Genomic DNA, 13,017 nt, shown 5'->3' with positions numbered 1-13,017 from the left:
TTGTGCGAAGCTGACAAGGCAAAAAGGATGTTCGGAGACCCATCGAACAGCCTCACGCAAGGCAGGTCCCCTAGTTCATCGTATGAAGCAACGTTCAGGTGTGGACCGACGATGAATATTATTATCGGATTTGTAGTGACCTGCGGCTGCATCATAGGCAGCTTCATGGCTATGGGCGGAGACGTAGGCGCGCTGTTCCAGCCCTTCGAATTTGTCATTATCGCAGGCGCCGGTCTCGGCGGCTTCATCATGGCCAATCCGATGAAGGTAGTGAAGGATTCGGGCAAGGCGCTCGGAGAGGCCTTCCGCCATGCGGTTCCCAAGGAGCGCGACTACCTCGACACGCTCGGCGTGCTCTATGCCCTGATGCGCGATCTGCGCACCAAGTCGCGCAACGAGATCGAAGCCCATATCGACAATCCCGACGAATCGACGATCTTCAAGGCCGCTCCGACGGTTCTGAAGAACAAGGATCTGACCGCCTTCATCTGCGACTATGTCCGCCTCATCATCATCGGCAACGCCCGCTCGCACGAGATCGAGGCGCTGATGGACGAAGAGCTCGACACGATGCAGCACGACAAGATGAAGCCCTATCATTCGATCACGATCATGGGCGATTCCTTCCCGGCGATCGGTATCGTCGCCGCCGTTCTCGGCGTCATCAAGGCGATGAGCCACATCAACGAATCACCGGAAGTGCTCGGCCACCTCATCGGCTCGGCGCTGGTCGGCACCTTCCTCGGCATCATCCTGTCCTATTCCGTCTGCGCACCGCTGGTTTCCCAGATCAAGGTCGTGCGCAACAAGCAGCATCGCCTCTACGTCATCGTGAAGCAGACGCTGCTTGCCTACATGAACGGATCGGTGCCGCAGGTCGCACTCGAATACGGCCGCAAGACCATCTCCTCCTATGAGCGCCCCTCGATCGACGCCGTCGAGCAGGAAATGATGAACCCCGGCGGTGAAAGCAAGGCAGCCTGACGATCATGAGCCAGCAATCCGCGCATAGGGCACAGACGATGGACCGCACCCTTTTTGCCAAGCTCACAGGCAATCTCGGCGATCAGGCGACGCTTGCGAAACTCGGCACCGCCTTCGCCCAGGTTTATGCCGAATTCCTGCCCGACATCATCAAGACCGAGACAGGCCTGGATATCAACGTCGCCTATGCCGGCTGCCAGTCTGGCTCAATGAACGAGCTGATCGCCAAGCTGGGCGGCAACCACGCACTGGTCAACGGTTCGCTGCGCAACTGGGCCCCGAACTTCATCCTCGGCTGCGGCGCCGGCTTCATCATGACGCTGATGGAGCATATGCTTGGCGCGCGCGCCGAAGATATGGAAGCGCCGGTCGCGCGCCCGCTTTCGGTGATCGAACTCGATCTTTCCGTCATGGTGTTCGAAAAGATCGCCAAAGTGCTTCGCTCGGCGGTGAATGCTGCCGGCGGTTTCGAGCCCTACCTCGATCCGCCCTACAATATCGAGGATCGCCCGGTTGCCATCGGTGACAACGGTAACGACTTTGCCGCTGCGATCACGATGACGATCTCGCTCGGCAAATCGATTTCCCATATCGTCATCATCGTACCGCAACGGGATCTGCTGCGCACCGTCGTCAGTACGCCTCGCGCCAAGAACCCGACCGCCGCTTCCCAGGCATGGTCGGAGCAGCTCAGCGAGCAGGTCCGCCGCTCGCAGGTGACGCTTGAGGCGCGAATTCGGCTCGAATCGCTGACGCTCGACACCATTTCCAAGCTTGCGGTCGGCGATATCATTCCTTTCATGGACACGGGCGATGTCCGCGTCGAAGTCAGCGCCAACAGCAAAGACCTTTACATCTGCGAATTCGGCCGCTCTGGCGAAAATTATACGGTGCGCGTCAAGGACAACGTCAATTCCGACGACGAGCTTCTCAGACACTTGATGAATTGATCGGCTGGCGCGTGGCCCCGCACACGGCAGCTTGAGGCAAGTTTCAACTGGAATAGTGATTTCATGGCTACGAAGACGACACAGCAAAGCAGCGAGGAATCGCTGGAGATTTCAAACAGCGACGCCGCCTTGGACGAGGCCATCGATGGTCTGCGCGGCGTCCTGAAGAAAGACAATGAAGGCGGTCTGCCCGATTTCGAGGCCGACGCATTCGGCGCACAAACAGGCACGGATCTCTCCACCTTCGGCGATTTCGGGGACGACAACTCCGCTCCAGCCTTCGATGACGGCGAGTTCGGCGGCGTGTCTGCGGCACCGGCTGCCCCCGGCAGCGCGCTCACTGCGAATATGGACCTGATCATGGATATCCCGATCGACGTCCAGATCGTGCTCGGCAGCAGCCGCATGCCGGTGTCCGGCCTGATGAACCTGGCCGAGGGCGCAATCATCGCACTCGACAAGAAGATCGGCGAACCGGTCGAAATTACCGTGAACGGCCGCAAGATCGGCCGGGGCGAGATTACCGTTCTGGAACATGACGACACCAGATTCGGCATCAAGCTCACTGAAATTTATAACGCGAAGAAAAGCTGAACCCGGCTCAGGATGAGCCCACTCCCCCTGGCGGGACGGAGACGAAGACCATGATGGACTTTGACGATTTCAGCGGCGCGATCGCCGAGAAACCGTTATCTCAGACTGAAAAAGCAGCCGCCGTCCTTCTCGCCATGGGCAAGCAAGTGGCAGGACGGCTGCTGAAATACTTCACGCAGGCTGAGCTGCAGATGATCATCGCCTCAGCGCAATCGCTGCGGGTTATTCCACCGGACGAGCTGGCACAGCTTGTGGCTGAATTCGAAGACCTTTTCACCGAGGGCGCCGGCCTCATGGACAACGCCAAGGCCATCGAGAGCATTCTCGAAGAGGGCCTGACACCGGATGAGGTCGACAGCCTGCTTGGCCGCCGCACGGCGTTCCAGGCCTACGAGACATCCATCTGGGATCGCCTGGGCGAGGCCGATCCGGTCTTCGTCGCCAAGTTCTTCCTGCGCGAGCATCCTCAGACGATCGCCTATGTGCTCTCCATGATGCCTTCGGCCTTCGGCGCGAAGATCCTGCTGCAGCTTCCCGAAGCCCAGCGCGCCGACATCATGAATCGCACCGTCAATATCAAGGACGTCAGCCCCAAGGCTGCCCAGATCATCGAAAACCGCGTTCTCGGGCTGATGGCTGAGATCGACGCCGAACGCAACGCGTCCGGCTCCACGAAGGTTGCCGATCTGATGAACGAACTCGACAAGCCGGTGGTCGATACGCTGCTGAGCTCGCTGGAAACGATCAACAAGGAATCGGTCGAAAAGGTTCGTCCGAAGATCTTCCTCTTCGACGATCTCACCCGTATGCCGCAGCCGAGCCGCGTCCTGCTGCTCAACGACATCGCCGCCGACATCCTGACGATGGCGCTGCGGGGATCCAGCAACGAGATCCGCGAGATCGTGCTGTCCTCGATCAGCCCGCGTCAGCGCCGCATGATCGAATCCGACCTGCAGATGGGCAATGCCGGCATCAATCCGCGCGAAATCGCGATTGCCCGGCGTGCCATCGCCCAGGAAGCCATTCGTCTGGCCAACTCCGGCCAGATCGAGCTCAAGACCAAGGAAAATACGCCTGTGGAAGAAGCGGCGTAAACGCGGCGCGACTCAGCTAAAACATCATAGACTGACAAGCTATGGGCCGCGCATGATGCGCGGCCTCTTTCCGTTTCGCAGAGGACGGCTGCTTTGGCTGACGAAGACAAGGACAGTAAAACAGAAAAACCGACGGAGAAAAAACTCCGCGATACGATCGAGAAGGGCAATGTCCCTCACTCCAGAGAAGCAACGCTCTTTGCTTCCATGCTCGCGACCGTCATCTACGTTACCTTCTTTCTGCCCGAACGCATGGGCCGCATGGGCGAGGTTCTGCGCGATCTCTTCGAAAAGCCGGATCAATGGCAGCTGGAGACAGGCCCAGACGCCATCTCGCTGTTTACGCGCATAGGCTGGGAAGTCGGCAACATGGTGCTGCCGGCGGTCGTGCTCTTCTTCGTCTTCGGGATCGGCGCCTCGATCTTCCAGAACCTGCCTACCCCCGTTCTCGAACGAATCAGGCCACAGTTTTCGCGCATATCGCCGGCGAAAGGTTTCACGCGCATCTTCAGCGCGACCGGCATGGTGGAATTCGGCAAATCCCTCGCAAAAATCGTGCTGGTCAGCATCGTCATGTTTTTCGTGCTGCGCAGCCAGTACTTCCATGCGATGGATTCGATGGTGTCCGACCCGCAGACAATCTTCGTGCGTCTGTCGACGATCGTTCAGCGCATCCTGATCATCGTGCTGATGGCGACCGTCGTCGTCGGTGTTGCCGACCTGTTGTGGAGCCGGCATCACTGGTTCGACCAATTGAAGATGACGAAGCAGGAGGTCAAGGACGAGCACAAGCAGTCGCAGGGTGACCCGATCGTCAAGTCTCGCCAGCGCTCGATCGCGCGCGACCGCGCCCGCCGCCGCATGATGAAGCAGGTGCCGCGCGCCACCCTCGTCATCGCCAACCCAACTCACTTCGCCGTCGCACTTCGCTATGTGCGCGAGGAAAACGACGCCCCTGTCGTCGTCGCCAAAGGCCAGGATCTGATTGCTCTGAAAATCAGGGAGATAGCCGAGGCCAACAATATTCCCGTTTTCGAAGACCCGCCGCTCGCGCGCTCCATGTTTGCGCAAGTCTCGGTTGATAGCGTCATACCGTCAGTATTTTACAAGGCTGTCGCAGAACTCATCCATCGGATCTATGCCGCGCAGTCGAATAGAAAACGGGTACGATAAACCAAATGAAAAAATGCCCCTACTCTGCCCAGCGTGAACAAATACTAGCCGAAGCCATCAGCCCGGTCGCAAGCGAGCTGCGCCTCCTCGATGCCGCCGATCTGATCTCGCTGCTGCGCTTCGAACGATATGGCAACCTCGCTGACCTCGTCGCCTCGGCCGCAGAGCTCTATTTTCTTCCCGGCACGGTCAATTTCGGGCTCGGCGGCGACTACAAGCTCGATTGGGGCGGGCCGGCGGAAGTGACGCTCGATCTGGAGATCAAGCCGCGGGGCGTTACCATCTATGCCAAGCTTTCGCTGGCGGAGCACCACGCGGGCATCGAGATCAACCACATTGCCTTCGACAAGGCCTCCGTCGATCCCGACGAGAACACGGCGCTGCTCGCCCGCAGCCTAAGGGACGCTCGTTACGTCGTCCGCGGCGAGGCCGCACACGCATTCTGAGGAATTCCTTTTTCAAAAATCGGCAAAGTGATTCGCGAGAGCGGCGTGCATCCGGCAGAAACCGGAACGCCGCTCAATTCATTTGTTCAGCAAGGTGTCGCAGGTGATTTCGTCTTGCGGCAGTGCCCCAAGGCGCCGCTATCTCAGCTTATGTAGCCGAAGCGGATCGCCTTCGCGATGGCCTGGATGCGGTTGACACTGTCGAGCTTGATCGTCGCCGATCCGAGATAAGCGTTGACGGTATGCACCGACAATCCAAGCTTCTCGGCAATCTCTTCGCTGATGCGCCCGTCGCCGGCAAGCTGCAGGCAGGCGATTTCGCGCTCGCTCAGCGCTTCGGCCGCCTGTGAGCGCCGCTCATCCAGCGACAGGAGCTGCATCATGATCTGGCAACTGCGGCCGTGCAGCTCGACGATCATATCGCTTGAGAGATCCATGAACTTGGCCGTAAAGACGGTGTAGCCGTTGCCGACGGCGCCGAGCCGCACGGGAAAGGCGGCGCCGGCAAAAGGCAGGAGATGCGGCTTCAGGCGCTGCGTGAAGACGGCAAAATCCGGCGTCTCTGCGGTGCTGTCGCTGTCGCGCCCGTTCCACATCAGAGGCAGCAGCGATTTGTCGATATGCTCGATCAGTGCTTCGCCATAGGCCTCCACAAAGGATTTGCCGACGACGGAGTTGGCCGAGCCCCAATTATCGAGTTCGCATACCAGGCGCTGCTTATGCGGCAGGCCGGAGCCGTGCAGGCGATAAACGGCAAAATGCTGCGCGTCGATCAGCTTTTGCATCGATACCAGCTTCGGGAACAGATCGGAGCGGCCGGAGATCCGTCCGGAACGGGTAAGCCGTGATTCGCCCGGCATATCCGTCGTCCTGTCTGGCTGATAGCGCATCCGGTCGGCCCTTAAACGAGATTATTGCGCACTGCAAAGGCGATAGCCTCCGAGCGGGTCTTGGTGGCGGTCTTGCGCATGACGCTGGTAATATAGTTGTTGATGGTATTGCGCGAGATCCCGAGGATCATCGCGATCTCATCGCTCGTCTTGCCTTCGGCGATCCAGAACAGGCATTCCAGCTCGCGCTCGGTCAGATCGAAATCGCGCTCCAGCTTGCCCTCGAAGCAACGCGTGGAACTGGCGAGATAGCCGGCCAGGAGGCCGACATCCCTCAACCGCTCGGGCAGAAGCACTGCTGCTTCGCTCGCCAGCAGCAGCAGGGAGAAGCGGGTGCGACCGACATTGAACGTCAAGGCATGATATTGCCGGCCCACACCGTCAGGCAGCGAGACATCATCGGGAAGCAGCGCCAGGCTTGGCTGAAACAGCGCCATGCACTTTTCAAGCTCGCCGATGCGGCCATAACCGCTTGTCAGCTCCGTTGCCAGACGCCGGACGAGATCGAAGGGCCAATCGGAGGAAATCACGAAGTCGAGCCCGCTTTCCTGGATGAGATCGGACCTGACAAGAAGATAATGGGAGGCGCCGGCGTAGCTCGCCAAGGCGTGAAGGCCGGCTTGAAGATAGGCAGGGCCTGAAACGGCATTCAGCTGCAGAATGAGCTGCTCGCGCGACATAGCTCCGGCGGATGCGATCGATCGCGCATCCCTATCGCCTTTGCTCATCTGCGATATCTGCATGTCCATACTTGCATTTCCTGCCGCTGTTGGACGATCGGCCGTCAACGAGAGCATTGTTCCGTCAGAACCCAATCGCTTCACCTCAGAGAATCGGCAGCGAATCTCGACGAGGCATCGAAGCCGGATCTTTCTCTACCGCGACCCAACACTTCCGGCGGATACGGATGGATGGGCGCATGTCTCATCCCTGAATTCGACACCCGCAATCGCACCGGCGCGCACTGCCGCAAGCACGATCTACGAATCATGAGCTAATTTCCCGCTCCGGAATCTACAAACTTAAAACATGCGAAACGCGGAAAACGATGGTCGATTCGCTCGGAATACACAGTTGTTACGCAATAGATACAGTATTTGTAAGTCGATTCTTTATACCCAGCAACCGTATATCCATTGAAATTCCATCTTACGAACACGTCAATTCGGCTAGCCGCGACTAATTGATCACAGGTGGCATCGACAATGATGCAAGCTCAAATGTCATCCCCTGGATAGAAAAAGGACCGGGAATTTCCCGGTCCTTTTGTCAGGCGGCCTGGTCGACGGCCCATTTCCTGAGGATCTTTGCAGCGCGTTCTTCGCTGATTTCCACCATGCGGGACAGGCGGCGCTCCGGCCCTTCCTTGACGCGGCGGTTGAAGGTTCCGCCATCGTCGCCCATCGTCAGCAGGTCGTCGGTGCTGTCGAAGCCGAAGTCCGAGCCGAAGCCGTCCATCAGTGCCGCGCCGGGGCCGCCGACCGCCGGCGCGAAATCCGGCAATTCCAGGCCCGCTGCTTCCGGAAGCGCGGTGCTGCTGGACGAGCCGCCGAGCGAGCGGATCAGCGGACGGAAGCCCATCCAGACGATCAGGAAGGCGACCGCGACGAAGGCCAGCGAGTTGATGATGCCAGCCATGTTGCGGCTCAACATATCGGTAATGCTGAAGCTGGAGGATGTGTCTTCAAGCAGCTGGTTGTCGAGGAAGTCCATGGCATTGACGGTAACGATGTCGCCGCGGGCCGGATCAACGCCTGCAGCGGTGGCGACGATCTTCTGCATTTCCGCAATATAGGCGTCGATCTTGGCCTGATCAGCGCCCTGGCCGACCATTTGCGCGATGCGGCCCTTATTGACCACCACGGCGACGGACAGTTTTTCGATCTTGTAGCTGGTGCGGGTCGTGGCCGTCGTCTTGCTGTTGATTTCGTAGTTGGTCTGTTCCTCGCGCTTGTCGGACTGATCGTTCGACGTCGGCGTGTTGCCGCCGGATTGCGGGGCCGCCTGCGGAATATTCTGCTCCACGGTCGCGGCGCTGTCGGGCTGGCTCTGCTGCGACTTCTGCGCTTCCTTCACGGTGCGGACGGAGCGTTCGACCTTCGAGTCCGGATCGTATGTGGTTTCCTGCACCTGCTGGCTGTCGGTATTCAGCTGTGCCGTCACGCTAGAGCGGAAATTATCCATGCCGAGGAAGGGCGCCAAGGCCTTGTCGATGTTGGATTCGACTTCGCTCTGCACGTTCTGCACGATGCCGAGATTGCGGCTGAGAGCGCCGTTGCCGGGATCGTCGCCCGATGCGAGCAACTGGCCCGTGGAGTCGAGGATCGTTACATCATCGACCTCCAGGCCAGGAACGGCTGACGCGACGAGGTGGCGGATAGCCGAAGCCGATTTGCGGGCAGCTTCCGCACTCGCGCGGATCATGACGGATGCCGTCGGCTTCTGATCCGCCTTCCGGAAATTGCCGACATCCTGCATGACGATATGGACGCGGGCGGCGCTGATGCCGGCGATCGAGGTGATGGTGCGGCTGATTTCGCCCTCGAGGGCACGGACGCGGGTGACTTCCTGCATGAAGGAGGTCAGACCGAGCGAACCGACATTGTCGAAGAGCTCATAGCCGGCCTTGCCGCTGGTTGGCAGGCCGCGTTCAGCAAGAAGCGCGCGGGCCTTGCCGGTCATGCCCGCCGGAACGGTCAGGCTGGAGCCATCCGTACCGACCTGGAAATTGATCTTGGCTTCCGCGAGCGCGATGCTGATCTGGTTGAGATCCGTCGCATCCAGGCCGACATACAATGTCTCCTGTGCGGGCTTATTGACATAGAGGGCTGCAAAAAGGATCAGCAGCATGGACACGGCGCCCACGCCCCCCAGGATCATCAGCCGCGTTCTCCCGAGATTCTGAAGATTCCGAAGCAGGGGAACTAATTGATTTAACAGATTCATTCTGTTCTCGCACGATTCGTCAAAGACCTGATGGCTTTGTGCTATGCGGCGAAAATAGAAATCGAAACTTGTGCGAACGTTTCGTCCGGCCAGAAGAGCCCAGGAAAAAGCCGGGAAGAAATGCAGGAGATTATATAAGAAAAACAGTATCTATTGCTGACGACGCACTCAGAAGAAATCGAAATCGCCGGCAGCCTTCGCCATGGGTTGGGCCATGGTCTGCGAATGCGCGTGAAAACCGCCGCCGCCGAGCGCCTTTTGCATCTCCGTCAGCTTGACCAGGCTCAGTGCCGTCGCGAGATCCACCGTCCAGCCCTCGGGCATGGTGCCGGCAATGGTATCGATGAATTCGGCGATGCCGCGCGTCTTCTGCACGGCGAGATCAATACCCTGGACGACCTTCATGGCCTCCGGCGAGGCCAGTATATTGGCGTCGCTGATGTCAAGCAGCTGGGGCTCGATGCGTTCGATCAGATAGGCGATGTCATGCAATTCGGAAACGATGCGCAAGAGGATAGCCGGAAGCGTCTCCTCGATGGCGGCCGTCTCAACGCGCTGGAAGGGGGTCATGCGCTTGCCTCGTTGATCAGAAAAATTCGATCGTGTTGTCGACCGGCTTCGGAGCAATGACCGGACGCTGCTCCAGCGCCACGGTCTTCTGCGTCTCGGCGCCGGTCAGCGGATATTGCCTGGCCCTTCCGGAGATTGGCCAATATTCGATCTTGCGCCCGTGTTCGCCGCCCGTGCTGGAGCTGACGACCGGGATGCCTTCGTCTTTCAGAAATTGCATGGCAAAGACCGCGTTCTGCTCGCCGACATTGGAGAAGGTCGCGATCGTCTTGGCGCCGCCGAAAACTTTCGCCTCGAGCCGGTCACGCCTTGCGCCCTTCTTCAGGAGGCCGTTGATCAGAAGTTCCATCAGGTGCACGCCGTAACGCGTCGCATCGCCGCCGCTCATCGGCGAGTTCGCCATTCCCGGAAGAAGGAAATGGTTCATCCCGCCAACGCCAGCGATGGGATCGCGCAGGCAAGCCGCCACGCAAGAGCCGAGAATGGTCGTCAGTACCACTTCGGGATCGCTGATGACCTTGTACTCGCCCTGAATAATATGCACGCGGCGGGCAGCACCTTCGACGATCATTTTAGAGCTCCGAAGACGGCCTCGATGGCAGCTTTCATCTTTTCGATGGTAAAGGGCTTGGCGAGCACGTTGTTGGCACCGAGCTGCGCCGCCTTCTGAACCAGCGCACGGTCGCCCTGCGCCGTCAGGATGATGAAGGCCGCCTTCTTGGTCGTCGGGTTGGTGCGCACCGCCTGCAGGAGGCCGAGCCCGTCCATCTTCGGCATGTTGAAATCGGAGATGACGAGATGATGCGGCTGCTGCTGCATGATCTTCATCCCCTGCTCACCGTCGCCGGCAGCCGTGATCTGCTTGAATCCGAGCTGCGTCAGCGCATCGCTCAGCAGCAGGCGGCTGGTGACCTGATCGTCAACGATCAGAACTTTGATTTTCTCCGCTAGAGACATTATTCGCTCCCTTCCTTTCGGGCGGCTGTGGCTTTCAAAATTTCCTCGCCAATGGCGTTCAGCGGAAACTGCTGTTCGACTGCGCCAAGCTCGTGGGCGACCCTCGGCATGCCGTAGACCACGCAGGTCTTCTCGTTCTGGCCAATGGTACGCGCGCCGGCATGGCGCATCTTGAGGAGACCGGCAGCGCCGTCGCGCCCCATGCCGGTCAGGATCACGCCGACGGCATTGCGGCCGGCCAGTTCGGCAACCGAATCAAAGAGCACGTCGACGGAAGGGCGATGGCCGTTCACCGGCCCGCCGTCCACCAGACGGCAATGGGGTGCCGCGGAATTGGCTACCCTGAGGTGCCTTTCGCCGCCCGGCGCCAGATAGATCTTGCCGATTTCGAGCCGCGCACCATCGGTCGCCTCCTGGACGACCGGGGCGCAGAGGCGATTCAGGCGCTCGGCGAAGCTGCGCGTGAAGGTCGGCGGCATATGCTGCGTGATGACCGTCGGCGGACAATTGACCGGGAACTTCTGCAAGACGTTGATCAGCGCCTCGACGCCGCCGGTGGAGGAACCGATCGCGACGATCTTGCGGCCCACACGGAAATCCGCGACGGCCGGCGGCTGCGCGCGCTGGGCGGCGGGCTTCACATATTGACGTTGAGAGCGGGCAGCCGCCTTTACCTTCTCTGCCAGATCGCCGAAGGGATGCGGCTCGCCCGGGGACGGCTTTCCGACGCAATCGAACGCACCGATTTCGAGCGCGGCAAGCGTCGCATCGGCGCCGCGATGGGTCATCGTGGAAACCATGATGACGGGCATGGGCCTGAGCGTCATGATCTTTTCCAGGAATTCGAGGCCGTTCATGTTCGGCATCTCGATATCGAGCGTGACGACATCCGGATTGAGCGCCTTGATGGCGGCGCGCGCTTCCATCGCATCGCCGGCCTGGCCGATGACATCGACCTCTGGATCGGCACGCAGGACGGCGGTGATCAGGCCGCGCATCGTCGGGGAGTCATCGACCACGAGAACACGAGCAGGAGAATTCATGGTTTCCTCCCCGCGGTCTTGCCGAGATAGCGATAGGTGGTGATGCCGATATTGTCGAAGACGTGCTTGGCCTCGCCGGCGACCCGCTCGGAGTGGCCGATATAGAGATGGCCGGCATCCTGCAGCTGGCCGGCAAAGCGCGTCCAGATCTTCGTCTGCGTCGGCTCGTCGAAGTAGATGACGACGTTGCGGCAGAAGATGACGTCGAACAGGCCCTTGAAGGGCCATTGCCCGAGCAGGTTCAGCTCGTTGAAGGTAATGAGCCGCTTGACGCGATCGTCGATCTGGAATTTGCGGCGGCCCTGGACATTGACTTCCTGGAACCACTGCTTGCGCATGGCCGGAGAAACCGTTTCGAGAGAAGACTCGTCATAGGCACCAGCGCGGGCAAGCCCGAGGATCTTGGGGTCGATATCCGTTGCCAGGATCTTGAAATCGAAATCGGCGACATTCGGCATCAAGGCAAGCACCGTCAGCGCGATCGAGTAAGGCTCCTGCCCGTCAGAACAGGCGGCCGACCAGATGCGCGCCCGGCCGCCAGCCTTGGCGCGCGCCAGGAGACCCGGCAGAACCTCGTCGCGCAGATGATCGAAATGATGGTTTTCGCGGAAGAAGCGGGTGAAATTGGTCGTCAGATGCGACAGCATCTCGCGACGCGCCGCACTTCCCGCAGGCGAAGACACCAGCTGGCAGTAGTCGCGGAAGCCGGAGAGCCCCAGCGCGCGGATATGCTTCGACAGCCTGGAATAGACGAGCGATGCCTTGCTCTCATTGAGAGAAATGCCCGCATCCGAATAGATCATGGCGGCGATTTCCGAGAGGTCGCGGCGCGTCAGCGGATATTCGCCGCTCGCCAGCACCTCATCGGGAGACGCCTTGAAATCCATTGCTCCCATCACGCTCATGCAGCCTCGCTTTCGCTTTCAGGGAACAGGGCTTCCAGTTCGATCAGACAGATCATGCGGCGGTCGATCGCCACGATGCCGCGGGCAAACTGCCGCTCGTGATCGGAGGAGACTTCCGGCGTTGGCTGGATGCTGTCGTCGGTGATCGTCAGAATGTCAGATACGGCGTCAACAAGAAGACCGACCACCTTGCGCTTCACTTGCGCGACGATGATCACATGCCGAGCCGTCGGTTCCGCACGCTTCATGCCGAGCCGGGCGGAGAGATCGATGATCGGCAGCACGGCGCCGCGCAGGTTGATGACGCCGAGCATGTAACCGGGCGCATGCGGCATGGCCGTTGCCGGGGTCCAGCCGCGGATTTCACGAACCGACATGATGTCGACGCAGAATTCCTGGTCGCCGATGCGGAAGGCGATCAGCTCGCGATTGCCCTGGCTCAGGCTCTTGACGGCATAGGACATC

At 59.9% G+C, this 13,017-nt stretch carries 15 protein-coding genes; 6 read left to right on the top strand and 9 right to left on the bottom strand.

Annotated elements, in window-relative coordinates; all coding sequences use genetic code 11:
- The first annotated feature begins 111 nt into the window (after positions 1 to 111).
- The 6 genes from motA (at position 112) to FBZ97_RS24780 (ending at position 5,241) form a co-directional block, all read left to right on the top strand.
- The gene (gene motA / locus FBZ97_RS24805; protein WP_069611305.1) at positions 112 to 984 is read left to right on the top strand and encodes a flagellar motor stator protein MotA; all 873 of its coding nucleotides are present in this window, start codon (positions 112 to 114) and stop codon (positions 982 to 984) included.
- 5 nt (positions 985 to 989) lie between these two features.
- Positions 990 to 1,934 carry a FliM/FliN family flagellar motor switch protein gene (locus tag FBZ97_RS24800; RefSeq protein WP_145322448.1) on the top strand — a complete coding sequence of 315 codons (945 nt, stop codon included), beginning with the start codon at positions 990 to 992 and terminating at the stop codon, positions 1,932 to 1,934.
- A 63-nt stretch (positions 1,935 to 1,997) separates the two neighbouring features.
- Positions 1,998 to 2,528 carry a flagellar motor switch protein FliN gene (gene fliN / locus FBZ97_RS24795; protein ID WP_113332076.1) on the top strand — a complete coding sequence of 177 codons (531 nt, stop codon included), beginning with the start codon at positions 1,998 to 2,000 and terminating at the stop codon, positions 2,526 to 2,528.
- A gap of 50 nt (positions 2,529 to 2,578) precedes the next feature.
- On the top strand, positions 2,579 to 3,622 hold the full coding sequence (gene fliG, locus FBZ97_RS24790) for a flagellar motor switch protein FliG (RefSeq protein WP_145322446.1): 1,044 nt from the start codon (positions 2,579 to 2,581) through the stop codon (positions 3,620 to 3,622).
- 93 nt (positions 3,623 to 3,715) lie between these two features.
- Positions 3,716 to 4,795, top strand: coding sequence for a flagellar biosynthesis protein FlhB (gene flhB / locus FBZ97_RS24785; RefSeq protein WP_113332074.1), 1,080 nt, complete (start codon positions 3,716 to 3,718; stop codon positions 4,793 to 4,795).
- A 5-nt stretch (positions 4,796 to 4,800) separates the two neighbouring features.
- Positions 4,801 to 5,241 carry a hypothetical protein gene (locus tag FBZ97_RS24780; RefSeq protein WP_092709076.1) on the top strand — a complete coding sequence of 147 codons (441 nt, stop codon included), beginning with the start codon at positions 4,801 to 4,803 and terminating at the stop codon, positions 5,239 to 5,241.
- A 143-nt stretch (positions 5,242 to 5,384) separates the two neighbouring features.
- Here the strand turns inward: FBZ97_RS24780 and FBZ97_RS24775 are convergent, their stop codons facing one another.
- From FBZ97_RS24775 to FBZ97_RS24735, 9 genes are all read right to left on the bottom strand, one after another.
- Positions 5,385 to 6,101: a helix-turn-helix transcriptional regulator gene (locus FBZ97_RS24775; RefSeq protein ID WP_095433938.1), complete on the bottom strand. Its 717-nt coding sequence runs from the start codon at positions 6,099 to 6,101 to the stop codon at positions 5,385 to 5,387.
- 41 nt (positions 6,102 to 6,142) lie between these two features.
- Complete coding sequence (locus FBZ97_RS24770) at positions 6,143 to 6,880, bottom strand: helix-turn-helix transcriptional regulator (RefSeq protein WP_113332073.1); 738 nt, start codon at positions 6,878 to 6,880, stop codon at positions 6,143 to 6,145.
- 520 nt (positions 6,881 to 7,400) lie between these two features.
- The gene (fliF, locus tag FBZ97_RS24765) at positions 7,401 to 9,077 is read right to left on the bottom strand and encodes a flagellar basal-body MS-ring/collar protein FliF (RefSeq protein WP_113332072.1); all 1,677 of its coding nucleotides are present in this window, start codon (positions 9,075 to 9,077) and stop codon (positions 7,401 to 7,403) included.
- Positions 9,078 to 9,245: 168 nt separating this feature from the next.
- The gene (locus FBZ97_RS24760) at positions 9,246 to 9,647 is read right to left on the bottom strand and encodes a hypothetical protein (protein ID WP_113332071.1); all 402 of its coding nucleotides are present in this window, start codon (positions 9,645 to 9,647) and stop codon (positions 9,246 to 9,248) included.
- 16 nt (positions 9,648 to 9,663) lie between these two features.
- Positions 9,664 to 10,218 carry a chemoreceptor glutamine deamidase CheD gene (cheD, locus tag FBZ97_RS24755; protein WP_095433934.1) on the bottom strand — a complete coding sequence of 185 codons (555 nt, stop codon included), beginning with the start codon at positions 10,216 to 10,218 and terminating at the stop codon, positions 9,664 to 9,666.
- Entirely contained in the window at positions 10,215 to 10,604 is a 390-nt protein-coding gene (locus FBZ97_RS24750) for a response regulator (protein ID WP_095433933.1), read from the bottom strand. The genes cheD and FBZ97_RS24750 overlap by 4 nt, the downstream gene beginning before the upstream one ends.
- Positions 10,604 to 11,647, bottom strand: coding sequence for a protein-glutamate O-methylesterase CheB (cheB, locus tag FBZ97_RS24745; protein ID WP_113351213.1), 1,044 nt, complete (start codon positions 11,645 to 11,647; stop codon positions 10,604 to 10,606). Before cheB ends, FBZ97_RS24750 begins: the two co-directional genes overlap by 1 nt.
- Entirely contained in the window at positions 11,644 to 12,552 is a 909-nt protein-coding gene (locus tag FBZ97_RS24740) for a protein-glutamate O-methyltransferase (RefSeq protein WP_145322443.1), read from the bottom strand. Before FBZ97_RS24740 ends, cheB begins: the two co-directional genes overlap by 4 nt.
- Positions 12,549 to 13,016: a chemotaxis protein CheW gene (locus FBZ97_RS24735; RefSeq protein WP_113332068.1), complete on the bottom strand. Its 468-nt coding sequence runs from the start codon at positions 13,014 to 13,016 to the stop codon at positions 12,549 to 12,551. Before FBZ97_RS24735 ends, FBZ97_RS24740 begins: the two co-directional genes overlap by 4 nt.
- Between the last annotated feature and the right edge of the window lies 1 nt (position 13,017).

It is taken from the genome of Rhizobium sp. ERR 942, from assembly GCF_007828395.1.
In the GTDB taxonomy this organism is placed as follows: Bacteria; Pseudomonadota; Alphaproteobacteria; order Rhizobiales; family Rhizobiaceae; genus Rhizobium; species Rhizobium dioscoreae.
The sequence above is the reverse complement of the archived record's forward strand: the minus strand, read 5'-3'. Positions and strand labels throughout refer to the sequence as shown.

Excerpts from the sequence above, each read along its gene's own strand:
- motA (WP_069611305.1), top strand. The coding sequence starts at position 112 with ATGAATATTATTATCGGATTTGTAGTGACCTGCGGCTGCATCATAGGC.
- FBZ97_RS24800 (WP_145322448.1), top strand. The coding sequence starts at position 990 with ATGAGCCAGCAATCCGCGCATAGGGCACAGACGATGGACCGCACCCTT.
- fliN (WP_113332076.1), top strand. The coding sequence starts at position 1,998 with ATGGCTACGAAGACGACACAGCAAAGCAGCGAGGAATCGCTGGAGATT.
- fliG (WP_145322446.1), top strand. The coding sequence starts at position 2,579 with ATGATGGACTTTGACGATTTCAGCGGCGCGATCGCCGAGAAACCGTTA.
- FBZ97_RS24780 (WP_092709076.1), top strand. The coding sequence starts at position 4,801 with ATGAAAAAATGCCCCTACTCTGCCCAGCGTGAACAAATACTAGCCGAA.
- FBZ97_RS24775 (WP_095433938.1), bottom strand. The coding sequence starts at position 6,101 with ATGCCGGGCGAATCACGGCTTACCCGTTCCGGACGGATCTCCGGCCGC.
- FBZ97_RS24770 (WP_113332073.1), bottom strand. The coding sequence starts at position 6,880 with ATGGACATGCAGATATCGCAGATGAGCAAAGGCGATAGGGATGCGCGA.
- fliF (WP_113332072.1), bottom strand. The coding sequence starts at position 9,077 with ATGAATCTGTTAAATCAATTAGTTCCCCTGCTTCGGAATCTTCAGAAT.
- FBZ97_RS24760 (WP_113332071.1), bottom strand. The coding sequence starts at position 9,647 with ATGACCCCCTTCCAGCGCGTTGAGACGGCCGCCATCGAGGAGACGCTT.
- cheD (WP_095433934.1), bottom strand. The coding sequence starts at position 10,218 with ATGATCGTCGAAGGTGCTGCCCGCCGCGTGCATATTATTCAGGGCGAG.
- FBZ97_RS24750 (WP_095433933.1), bottom strand. The coding sequence starts at position 10,604 with ATGTCTCTAGCGGAGAAAATCAAAGTTCTGATCGTTGACGATCAGGTC.
- cheB (WP_113351213.1), bottom strand. The coding sequence starts at position 11,647 with ATGAATTCTCCTGCTCGTGTTCTCGTGGTCGATGACTCCCCGACGATG.
- FBZ97_RS24740 (WP_145322443.1), bottom strand. The coding sequence starts at position 12,552 with ATGAGCGTGATGGGAGCAATGGATTTCAAGGCGTCTCCCGATGAGGTG.
- FBZ97_RS24735 (WP_113332068.1), bottom strand. The coding sequence starts at position 13,016 with ATGTCCTATGCCGTCAAGAGCCTGAGCCAGGGCAATCGCGAGCTGATC.